The sequence below is a fragment of the Synechococcus sp. W4D4 genome (assembly GCF_047716805.1).
Taxonomy (GTDB): Bacteria; Cyanobacteriota; Cyanobacteriia; order PCC-6307; family Cyanobiaceae; genus Vulcanococcus.
Genome location: NZ_CP180404.1, coordinates 1,305,518 through 1,315,612, shown reverse-complemented (window position 1 = coordinate 1,315,612; position 10,095 = coordinate 1,305,518). Strand labels below are relative to the sequence as shown.

Sequence of the window (10,095 nt, the reverse complement as noted above, 5' to 3'; positions counted from 1 at the left end):
TGCGTTGCTCTTAGTGGGCTTCGCCGTTCATCCAGCTGATCCAGTTCGCTGAAATCTCCTTCGGGCAAACCGCTTCGCATTCGAGGTTGCTGCTGCAACTACCAAAACCCTCGGCCTCCATGGCTGCCTGCATCGCTTGAGCCCTGGATCGCCGTTCTGGTTGGCCTTGGGGAAGTTGAGCCAGATGTGCCAGTTTGGCAGCCGTGAAGAGGCTCGCCGATGCATTGCGGCAGCTGGCGACGCAGGCCCCACAGCCGATGCACATGGCTGTTTCAAAGGCTGAGAGGGCTTGCTCTTGCCCGATCAACATTCCGTTGCCATCCGGGGCCTGGCCGGTATTCACCGAGCAATAGCCACCTGCGGCAATGATCTGATCGAAGGCCAAGCGTTCGACGCCCAGGTCTTGGATGAGGGGGAAGGCCGCTGCGCGCCAGGGTTCCAAGGTCACGGTCTCTCCGTTCTGGAATTGCCGGACATAGAGCTGACAGACGGTCGTCGCCCGTTGGGAGCCATGGGCCTGGCCATTGACGAGAAATCCGCAACTTCCGCAGATTCCCTCCCTGCAGTCGTGCTCGAAATAGATCGGCCTCTCTCCACGGCGAATCAGTTGATCGTTTAGCTGATCCAGCACCTCAAGCAGCGATAGATCGGGGCTCAGCCCTTGGACGGGGTAGGTCTCAAAATTGCCTTTGGTTTGACGGTTCTCTTGGCGCCAAATCCGCAGCATGAGTGAGAGGGGCATTGTCATCGGTAGCTGCGGGTGCTGGGCTGCAGGGCCGTAAACAGCAAGGGTTCGCTATGGCGTAGCGGATCGGCGCCTTTCTGGTATTCCCAAGCGGCGATGTCGGCGAAGTGTTTGTCGTCTCTGAGGGCTTCTCCCTCAGGGGTTTGGTGCTCTTCACGGAAATGGGCCCCGCAGGATTCCTCACGGGCCAGCGCGTCCCGCAGCATGAGTTTGGCGAGGCCGAAGAAGTCACCCAATCGCAGCGCTTTCTCCAATTCGACATTGGGCCCAGAGGTGCAGCCCGGGATTCGAACTCGATGATGAAATTCTTGTTCGAGCTGATGGACTTCTTGTAGTCCCTCTTGCAAGCCGGCGGCATCACGACTAATGCCACAGCGCTCAATCATTGTGAGTCCCAGTTGACGGTGGAATTGATCGACGGGAGTGTCTCCTTCGTTCGTCATGAGTGAGTCGATCCTTGTTTGTGCGGCTGCTCGGGCAGCACGGAAAGATTCATGCTCCTCATTCACTGCTGGGGTGGGGTGACTGGCGAGCCATGCGGTCACGGTCGCTGGGGCGATGAAGTAGCCATCGGCAAGGCCCTGCATTAAGGCACTTGCCCCAAGGCGGTTTGCTCCATGTTCAGAGAAGTTGGCTTCTCCAAGCACGAAGAGTCCAGGGATCGTACTCATTAGGTGGTAGTCAACCCAAAGCCCTCCCATGGTGTAGTGGGGGGCTGGGTAGATCTTGAGCGGTTTGGAATAAGGATCCTCACCGCTGATTCGCTCATACATTTCCAGCAGGTTGCCGTAGCGCTTGGCGATCACATCACGACCGTTCTGTTGAATTGCATCGCGGAGGTCGAGGTAGATCGAGCGACCGGCTGGTCCAACACCTTTGCCTGAATTGCAGAGTTCCTGAGCTCTGCGGGAGGCCACATCCCGCGGCACCATGTTTCCGTAGCTGGGGTATTGGCGCTCGAGGAAATAATCCCGTTCCGATTCCGGAATGGACTCTGGATCTCTGGTGTCATGACTCTCTTGCGGAAGCCAGACGCGACCGTCGTTGCGCAGGCTTTCGCTCATGAGCGTCAGCTTGCTTTGGTAGGGGTCACCACTTGGAATGCAGGTTGGGTGGATCTGCGTGAAACAGGGGTTGGCAAAGAGTGCTCCCTGTTCATGGGCCCTCCAAATGGCACTGGCGTTGGATTTCAGGGCATTGGTTGAGAGAAAGTAGATATTGCTGTACCCACCGGTGGCCAGCACAACAGCATGGCCTGTGTGAGTTTCAAGGGCGCCACTCAGCAGGTTCCGGCAGATCACGCCACGGGCGACACCATCGATGCGAACGAGTTCGAGTAGATCGCGTCGGGGTAAGAGTTCAATGCGGCCAAGATGGACTTGCCGCATCAAGGCCTGGTAAGCGCCATAGAGAAGTTGTTGACCTGTTTGCCCCCTCGCGTAGAACGTCCGGCTCACCAATGAACCACCGAAATTACGGGTGGCCAACGTCCCGCCGTATTCGCGGGCAAAGGGAACCCCTTGAGCCACGCATTGATCAATGATTGCGCTGCTGATTTCGGCCAAGCGGTGACAGCCTGCTTCGCGAGCGCGAAAGTCTCCGCCTCGGACGGTGTCCCTGAACAGTCGGCTCACGCTGTCTCCGTCAACGGAGACAGGACGGGCTGCATTGATTCCGCCTTGGGCGGCGACCGAATGGGCGCGGCGCGGACTGTCGTGAAAGGTGATCACCTTCACGCGGTATCCCTGTTCAGCAAGTGTTGCTGCCGCCGATGATCCCGCTAATCCAGTTCCCACAACCAGGACCGTCAGCTCGCGCTTGCGCAGCGGGCTGATGAGCGGGAGCTCTTCTTTTGTGCGTGTCCAGGCGTCGCTGAGAGGACCACTAGGAATACGAGGATTCAGTGCGTACATCGGAGTCATCCCAGCAGCGCCAGCCAGCTCGCTGATCCCGCAAAGCCAAGGCCGAGCAGTAATCCCGCTGCACGGGCGCTCTGGCGGATGGCCTCAGCGTTCTGTGGCGTCAGTAACCCCAAGCTTCGTTGCGCCGATTCTCCGCCCTGGGCGATGTGCAGGCTTAGGGCGAGACAGGCCAGGCCGTAGAGCACCAGCGTGAGGGGGGACTGGAGGCTTGCGCTCAAGTGCACTAGCTCGAATCCAGGGGCAGGTCGCGGAAGACGCAGCTGTTTGAGGTGGACTGCGATGAAGAGCAACAGGGTGAGACCACCGATTGGTTGCAACCGAGCGCTCCAGCTCCCCAGGGGGTCCCCGCGTCGACTGATGAGCAGGGCGTGGTTGCCAGCCTTCCAGTTATTCAAGGCCTTGTTCAGGCTGAGGCTTGCATGCACGCTGGCGGCAGCGAGCAGCAGGCCTTCCAGAAGGGGAAGCCACCAGCTTTGGTGGAGTGCGCTGGCATAGCGCTCGAACTGCAGCGGTGCGACTGGCGCAATGGCTACGCCGATGAGATGAGCGACCAGAAAGGCCATCAACACCAGCCCGGAGCCAGCAAGGAGCACGCGGCGGACCATGGCAACACAAGGCTGTCCTTGAACGCTAGGCCGCTCGCCTCCGCTTCATGACAGTTCAGCTGACATTTTGAAAGGCCGCGGCCAGGCTGATCACTGTTGAGCACTCGCCTTTAGTGGTTCTGCGCACCCGCGAGTTGATCCGCAACCTGCTGCAGTTGTCTCTGCTGGGTGTGCTGGTGGGTGTGGCCTGCTGGCCGTTCAACATGCTCGACCGCTGGCAGGACCAGCTGCTCAACCTGCTGCCAGCCTTCAGCGGCGAAGAGTGGACGCCCGCGGCGTTGGCATTGGCCTGCTCACCGCTCGTGGTCGTGCCCGTGCTGCTGCTCTTGCAACAGGGGATTTGGTCGCGGGGAGCCGGCTCTGGCATTCCGCAAACCATGACCAGTATTGAGCATCCCGCTCAGGCGTCCGCCCTGCTCGGTTGGGCGCCCAGCCTGCAGCGCTTGGCGCTTTGGGGTATCGCCAGCTTGGCCTTGTTGCCGATTGGCCGGGAGGGACCGGTGGTGCAGGTTGGCGCCTCCGCGGCTCACTTTCTGCGTAAGCGTTTCCCCAACTGGTTCTATGGCTTGGGGCAGGCCGAGCTCTTAGCTGTGGCCGGTGGCGCTGGTTTGGCCGGTGGTTTCGATACGCCGCTTTTGGGGGTGGTGTTTGTCGTCGAGGAGTTCATCAGTGCGTTCTCCTCCACCTTGATCTGGCCCGCCATGGTCGTTAGTGGCATGGCCGCCTCCTTCAGCAACCTGGCCGGTCAGCCGATGTTTGCCTTGGGCACCGTCGGGGTGGAGCCGATGGAATTGGCCCAGGTGCTTTGGGCTCTTCCGGTTGGCTTGCTCGGTGGCTTGGTGGGGGCAGCCTTTGCCCGCTTGCTCTTGGCTGGTACGCGCCGCGGTGTGGGGTTGGCTCGCCGTTATCCGATTCGTCTGGGCCTTGGGGTCGGTGCCTGCCTGAGTGTCTTCCTGCTGGTGAGTGGCGGAACCGGCGGCGGAGACGGGGAGTTGCTGATGGGCCGCCTGCTGTTTGGTTCATCCAATGGCGTTGAGCTGCCCCACGGGTTGTGGACCGATCTGATGACACTCCTCTTCCGAGTGATTGGTCCGGTTTTGGCCCTCTCCACAGGGATTCCCGGCGGATTGATTGACCCTTCTTTCACCTTTGGTGCGGTGATGGGCCAGGTGATTGCAGATCTTGCCGGTTTGCCCCAGCTCTTTTTGGCCTTGGGCATGGTCGCTGGGCTTTCCGGTGCGACCCAGCTACCGGTGATGTCGGTCCTCTTTGGTATTCGCTTGGCGGGCGATCAGCAATTGCTGCCGGGTCTACTGGTCGCTTGCGTCTTGGCGGCCTACGTGAGCCGTCAGTTCGTCACCAAGCCGATCTACCACGCGCTGCATGCTCTCTCCGGGGACGCTACGAAGACGTCTCCGTAATCACCAGGGCTGAGCGCTCGCGGGTGGCAATCATCCAGAGCCATTTGGTCAGCAACGTCAACCGGCTTTCGTTCGCAGGCATGAAGGCCAAATGGGCGAAGCCCCAGAGGATCCAGCCCAGGGTGCCGCTGAGCTTCAGGCCCCTCAGGTTGGCCACGGCAAAGAGCGGACCGACCACCGCCATGCTGCCGAAGTCAGTGAATTGGAAGGCAGGATTGGCTTGGCTTTGGCACTGGGCCAGGATGTCCTTGGCCACCCATCCCCCCATCTGCACGGCCGGGCCAGCCATGCCGGGTAGGGGTTTGCCATCGCGGGTGTGGCTGTAGCTGCAGAGGTCACCGATCACGCGGATCTCGCCGTGGCCCTTGATCGAAAAGTCGGGCTCCACCACCACGCGCCCGCCCCGGTCCACTTCGCAGCCGGTGCGTTCTGCGAGCATCTTTCCAAGGGGTGAGGCGGCGACACCGGCGGTCCAGCAGATGGTGCTGGCCTCCAGGCTGACCTCGCCATTCGGGGTGGTGACCACGACCTTGCCGTCGCTGATGTCCTTGACACGGCCCCCCAGCAGGAGCTCGACGCCCTTGGCTTTGAGGTGCTCCCCAGCCGATTGGGAGAGCTGCGGATCCATGGCCCGCAGGACCCGATCACCCGGATCGACCAAGGTGACGTTGCAATGGGTGGGATCGATCTGCATGAAGTCCCGCTCGAGGGTGTGCCGCATCAGATCGTTCAGGGAGGCGGCGAGTTCACAGCCGGTCGGGCCTCCGCCGATGACGACGACGGACTGCAGCCACTTGCGCCGCTCCAGGTCAGGGGTTTGCTCGGCTTCCTCGAGGGAGCTGAGAACCTGGCGCCGGATGGCATAGGCATCCTCCAGGGTCTTCATCGGGATGGCTTCGCTGCGCCATTCGTCATGGCCGAAGTAGCTGCTGGTGGCCCCGGCTGCCAGCACGAGATGGTCGTACTTGTAGCGGCGGTTGTTAAAGACCACCTCCTTCTCATCGGTATTGATGTCATCCACTTCCCCCATCAGGATTTGGATGTTTTCGGATTCGCCCAACATCACCCGTAATGGTGAGGCCACATCGGTTTGGGAGACCAACCCAGAGGCCACCTGGTAAAGCAACGGCTGGAACAGGTTGAAATTGCGCCTGTCGATCAGGGTGACGCGAATGGTTTTCCCCGCCAGCACGTGGGCCGCCCGTAGACCGGCGAACCCACCTCCGACGATCACCACATGGGGTGCGCTTCTGAGGAGTTCAGATGCTGGGGTTAGCTCGAGAAAAAAACGTTCGGGAGCCATCATCCAACGGGTGCTGGCTTCAAGCTATCCGTGGTTTTCAAAGCTGGCCTAGAGCCCTAGCCGCACTTTCACGGAGCCTTCCGGTTTGACCTGAACCTCCATCGGTTGGTCTTCGCCCACCCTGACCTGCATGGGTTTCTTCTCACTGACCTCAACCCGGATGGGTTTGGGGTGGCTCATCTTCAGCTGAATCGGTGCGGCTTCTGTCATCCGAACCTGCACCGGTTGCTGCATCAGCAGCTCGTGTTGCATCGTCCCGCCCACCGCTAAGGGATTGTCAAAGTTCACCTGCAGCCGCAGCTGAATCGGATGCTTGCTGCTCCGAGCGAGCAGGACAAAAACCATGGCTCCAAGCAGGAGCACGGTGACAGGCCAACGCAGATCCAACAAACGCTTGTCCATCGCGTCAGTCAAGCGCGCTCTGAAGGATTAGTGCTCAACGTCGTCCCAATAAGTCATCCCAACTGGGTGCACTGCTGCTGGATGGAGGTGAGAGGGGTCTCTTCTGATGAAGAGCGCGCTCGCCGTTTTGGTGTGGTTGGTTGGCCTGTTTAGGTGCGGTTGTTTGTTCTTTGAGTTGGGGCATGGAATCAAACCGGAATGGGATATCAATTCACGCAGCAGTTGCTGTGGCCGCAAGATAGTTCGGATTGTTTGACTGGACCAGCTGCTGATGACAACCCAGCCTGTCGTCATCCTGGGCGGATTTTTGATTGGTGTTGAGGCCTATGAGCCGATGCGCTGTTGGCTTGAGGATTCCCTACAGCAGCCTGTTGTTGTCGTTCCTGCGACGCGGCTGGATTGGTTATTGACGGCAACAAGCTGGGGTTGGCGTCGTCTGCTGGATCGCACGGCTGCCCTGGTGGAGACCGCGGCTGGGCAATCCACCACGGGCAAGGTGACTTTGATTGGCCATAGCTCGGGCGGGGTGATGTTGCGCCTGCTGCTTAGCTCAGATCCCTGGATGGGACGCTGCTATGGCGCCCAGCGTTGGGTCGATCGCCTTTACACCTTGGGCAGTCCCCACACGGCGCTTCGGCCCACGGCGATGCGCGCCTTTGTGGATCAGCGCTGGCCGGGAGCCTTCTTTGCTCCGGCCGTTGACTACGTCGCCGTGGCGGGGGAGTTGGCCTTGGAGGAGGGCTTCGACTTGAGCCGTCGGGTGGCCAAGCGCTCGTACACCGCCATCAGTGGCAAACCGGAGGCCCCTGGGGACGGCTTGGTTCCGGTCGGTTCAGCTTGCTTGGACGGATCTCAACAGCTGGTCTTGCCGGGAGTGGCCCATGGCGGAGCCTTTGGACCGCGGTGGTACGGCACTCCAGAGGTGGTGGAGCGCTGGTGGAGGGGTTGATCCAGCTGGATCAATTCATAGGACCAATGACAACTGAGGGCGGCCAAGAGGCTTTGGCGATCTCCAAAGATCCGGAGCATGTTCGTTGCTTCGCTCCGCCAAGGCTGGGCCCAGCTGAGGAAGGCGCTGCGGCAAAGGATGCGACCGGGTGCGCCAAAAAGCACAGCTAGCAGTAGCGGCCGGCGGCCTGATTGCGTCAACCTGGGTGGACCTTGCCCGATCGAAGCGATGCACCGTCGCGCGCTGCTGCTGCTCTTGGCTGGAGCGGCCACGACCACCGTTGCGGTTGGACACAGTTGGGCCCAGGTGGCGACCCCGCCCCCCCTGAGTACGACCCGCTTCTTAGCGGTGGGTGATGTGGGCAGTGGCAATGTCCACCAGCGGGCCGTGGGCACTCAGATGGCTGCGGTTCATCGCCGCAAGCCCGTCGACCTGGTGCTGCTGGCGGGGGACAACATCTACCCCTCAGGAGACATTCGCAAGGTTCAGTCCACCTTCTTGCGTCCGTACGCCGCGTTGCTGGAGGCCCAGGTGCCCTTCCATGCGGTCTTGGGGAACCACGACATCCGCACTGCTAACGGCAATCCCCAGGTGGCCTACAAGCCCTACGGCATGAAGGGGCGCTTCTACAGCGTCCGCCGCGGCGAGGTCGAATTTTTCATGCTGGACACCAACGGCAATGCCCCCTGGACGTCCCAGTTGTCCTGGCTGCGTTCGGCCCTAGCCAAGAGCAACGCCCCCTGGAAAGTGGTGGTGGGGCATCACCCGATTTACTCCTCGGGTCTCTACGGCAACAACCCGGGACTGCGGGGCAAGTTGAGCTCCTTGATGCAGCGCCATGGGGTGCAGCTCTACATCAATGGCCATGAACACCACTACGAGCGCAGCAAGCCGATCGAGGGCATCACCTATTTGATCGTCGGCGGTGGCGGCGCTTATCTCCGCCCGGTGATTGCCAAACCCCAATCTGCCAAGGCGGTCAGTGTCTACAGCTTCGCGGAGTTGGAGGCGGGGCCCGACAGCTTGACCATCCGGGGCTGGGACCGCGACGGCAAGCTGATCGACCAGGGCGTGATTGCCCGGCGTTAACGCTGCTCCAGTCGCTCCAGGCTGGGGATCAATGCGGCAGCAGCGATGAGCCCCAGGCTCAAGATCAGCAGGGCCGGGATCAGGGCGGCGCCCACCCGTTCATCACTGGCGTACTGGTAGACCCGCACCGCCAGGGTGTCGAAGTCAAACGGCCGTAGGGCAAAGGTGAGGGGGAGCTCCTTCACCGTGTCGACAAAGACCAGCAGGCTGCCCATCAGCAAGGGGCCCCGCAACAGCGGCAGATGGATGCGCTGAAGCACGCCCCCCCAACCCTGGCCGAGGGAGGTGGCGGCTTCATCGACGCTGGGCGGGATCCGCTCGAGGGCAGCGTCGAGGCCGCCTTTGGAGACCGCGAGGAAGCGATCGACGTAGCCCCAGGCCAGCAGCAGCAGAGGCGCCAGGGCCAAGGGACCACCAATCAGCATCAGAGCCAGGGCCAGAACAGTTCCGGGGATGGCGTAACCCAGCCCCGCTGCGAAGCTCAGTCGGCGGATGCCGGCGTTTGGAATCCAACGTTTGGCAATGGACAGCACCAGGCTGACGATCACCGTCAAGACGGCCGCGACCAGGGCCAGGCCAAAGGAGCGCAGCCCGAGCTCCAGCAGTTCGGCGCTGTCCTCGCCTTGGAGTTGGTCCCAACTGAAGGCCGCCCAGACCAAGGGAAGCCCCAGGCTCAAGAGTGGTGGAGTCAGGCAAAAGAGTTGGCTCAGCCAGCGCTGATGCCCTTGAAGAGTCCAGCGCTGTTCCGGTTCACGGCCTGCGCTGATGGTCCAGCAGCGGCTGCGGCGTCTCAGGGTCCGCTCTGCACCCACCAGCAGGCCGACGATCACCAGGGCCATCAGGGCCAGGGCGACCGCTGCTTGGGGATCCCCCTCTTGCTGCCAGCGCATCAAGATCCCGGAGGAGAGAGTCGGTACCCCGAGCAGCTGCACTGCTCCGAGTTCGTTCACCACTTCCATCCCGGTCAGGGCAACTCCCGCTCCGATGGAGGGCAAGGCCATCGGCAGGGCGACCCGCCAGAAGCTTCCCCAGGGGCCCACCCCGAGACTTCGGCAGGCCTCCAGCTGCCGTTTGCCACTGACAGAAAAGCTTTCGGTGGAGAGCAGGAAGACATAGCTGTAGGTGCTCAGCACCATCACCGCCAGCGTTGGGCTGAAGCCATAGATGCGGTAGCCGAAGCGACTGCCCAGGTCAATCAAGGTGGCCGCCAGCAAATAGCTAGGAGTGGCCAGGGGCAGCAGCTGCGCCACCCGCAGCAGGCGGCGTCCGGGAAACTCGCATCGGGCGGTCAGCCAGCCCGTCCCTGTTCCCAGTCCAGCGGCCAGCGCCCCCACCAGGACCACCAATCCCAGGGTGTTGCTCACCTGAAGCGGACCTTCCTCCCCCAGGCCCAAGCTCTCGATGCCAGCGCCGCTGAGGGCAAACCAAGTCAGTCCGACCACAGGGGCCAGCGCCGCTGCACAAACCAGCAGCACCCCCACGCTGAGCAGGCTCCTCTGCGGCAGTTGTCCCCGTGCCAATGCTTTGCCTGAGGCTGCGGGGCAAAGCCTACGGGGCAGGGATGTAACCAATGTCACAGCACGAGGTGGCGAATGATGGGCCCCTCTCCAGAGGGCGTTGAGGCTGGGCATAGTTCCAGAATTGCTACCCCTTCTGGCC

The 10,095-nt window shown here is 61.7% G+C and carries 9 protein-coding genes; 3 read left to right on the top strand and 6 right to left on the bottom strand.

Translation table 11 applies throughout. The features are described from left to right. Positions 1-10 precede the first annotated feature (10 nt). The 3 genes from ACLM42_RS07265 to ACLM42_RS07255 are packed head-to-tail and all read right to left on the bottom strand — an operon-like array spanning position 11 to position 3,272. The gene (locus ACLM42_RS07265; protein ID WP_415398663.1) at positions 11-748 is read right to left on the bottom strand and encodes a succinate dehydrogenase/fumarate reductase iron-sulfur subunit; all 738 of its coding nucleotides are present in this window, start codon (positions 746-748) and stop codon (positions 11-13) included. After that, positions 745-2,667 carry a fumarate reductase/succinate dehydrogenase flavoprotein subunit gene (locus tag ACLM42_RS07260; RefSeq protein ID WP_415398662.1) on the bottom strand — a complete coding sequence of 641 codons (1,923 nt, stop codon included), beginning with the start codon at positions 2,665-2,667 and terminating at the stop codon, positions 745-747. The genes ACLM42_RS07265 and ACLM42_RS07260 overlap by 4 nt, the downstream gene beginning before the upstream one ends. After that, on the bottom strand, positions 2,664-3,272 hold the full coding sequence (locus ACLM42_RS07255) for a succinate dehydrogenase (RefSeq protein ID WP_415398661.1): 609 nt from the start codon (positions 3,270-3,272) through the stop codon (positions 2,664-2,666). Before ACLM42_RS07255 ends, ACLM42_RS07260 begins: the two co-directional genes overlap by 4 nt. Positions 3,273-3,385: 113 nt before the next feature. Here ACLM42_RS07255 and ACLM42_RS07250 point away from each other — a divergent pair, with 113 nt between their 5' ends. Next, positions 3,386-4,693: a chloride channel protein gene (locus tag ACLM42_RS07250; RefSeq protein ID WP_415398660.1), complete on the top strand. Its 1,308-nt coding sequence runs from the start codon at positions 3,386-3,388 to the stop codon at positions 4,691-4,693. On the opposite strand, the gene ACLM42_RS07245 is transcribed toward ACLM42_RS07250, so the two are convergent. Continuing rightward, the gene (locus ACLM42_RS07245; RefSeq protein WP_415398659.1) at positions 4,674-5,996 is read right to left on the bottom strand and encodes an NAD(P)/FAD-dependent oxidoreductase; all 1,323 of its coding nucleotides are present in this window, start codon (positions 5,994-5,996) and stop codon (positions 4,674-4,676) included. The two genes, ACLM42_RS07250 and ACLM42_RS07245, sit on opposite strands and share 20 nt — an antisense overlap. 48 nt (positions 5,997-6,044) lie before the next feature. Further along, a complete protein-coding gene (locus ACLM42_RS07240; protein ID WP_415398658.1) occupies positions 6,045-6,398 on the bottom strand; it encodes a hypothetical protein in 354 nt (117 codons plus the stop codon). 271 nt (positions 6,399-6,669) lie between these two features. Between ACLM42_RS07240 and ACLM42_RS07235 the strand changes: the two genes are divergently transcribed. Further along, a complete protein-coding gene (locus ACLM42_RS07235) occupies positions 6,670-7,347 on the top strand; it encodes an esterase/lipase family protein (protein WP_415398657.1) in 678 nt (225 codons plus the stop codon). Between the two features lie 228 nt (positions 7,348-7,575). Then, positions 7,576-8,436, top strand: coding sequence for a metallophosphoesterase (locus ACLM42_RS07230; RefSeq protein ID WP_415398656.1), 861 nt, complete (start codon positions 7,576-7,578; stop codon positions 8,434-8,436). Here the strand turns inward: ACLM42_RS07230 and ACLM42_RS07225 are convergent. After that, entirely contained in the window at positions 8,433-10,067 is a 1,635-nt protein-coding gene (locus ACLM42_RS07225; protein ID WP_415398655.1) for an ABC transporter permease, read from the bottom strand. The two genes, ACLM42_RS07230 and ACLM42_RS07225, sit on opposite strands and share 4 nt — an antisense overlap. Between the last annotated feature and the right edge of the window lie 28 nt (positions 10,068-10,095).

Bases quoted from the DNA above. Each gene is read 5' to 3' on its own strand.
- ACLM42_RS07265 (WP_415398663.1), bottom strand. From the start codon at position 748: ATGACAATGCCCCTCTCACTCATGCTGCGGATTTGGCGCCAAGAGAAC.
- ACLM42_RS07260 (WP_415398662.1), bottom strand. From the start codon at position 2,667: ATGACTCCGATGTACGCACTGAATCCTCGTATTCCTAGTGGTCCTCTC.
- ACLM42_RS07255 (WP_415398661.1), bottom strand. From the start codon at position 3,272: ATGGTCCGCCGCGTGCTCCTTGCTGGCTCCGGGCTGGTGTTGATGGCC.
- ACLM42_RS07245 (WP_415398659.1), bottom strand. From the start codon at position 5,996: ATGGCTCCCGAACGTTTTTTTCTCGAGCTAACCCCAGCATCTGAACTC.
- ACLM42_RS07240 (WP_415398658.1), bottom strand. From the start codon at position 6,398: ATGGACAAGCGTTTGTTGGATCTGCGTTGGCCTGTCACCGTGCTCCTG.
- ACLM42_RS07235 (WP_415398657.1), top strand. From the start codon at position 6,670: ATGACAACCCAGCCTGTCGTCATCCTGGGCGGATTTTTGATTGGTGTT.
- ACLM42_RS07230 (WP_415398656.1), top strand. From the start codon at position 7,576: ATGCACCGTCGCGCGCTGCTGCTGCTCTTGGCTGGAGCGGCCACGACC.
- ACLM42_RS07225 (WP_415398655.1), bottom strand. From the start codon at position 10,067: ATGCCCAGCCTCAACGCCCTCTGGAGAGGGGCCCATCATTCGCCACCT.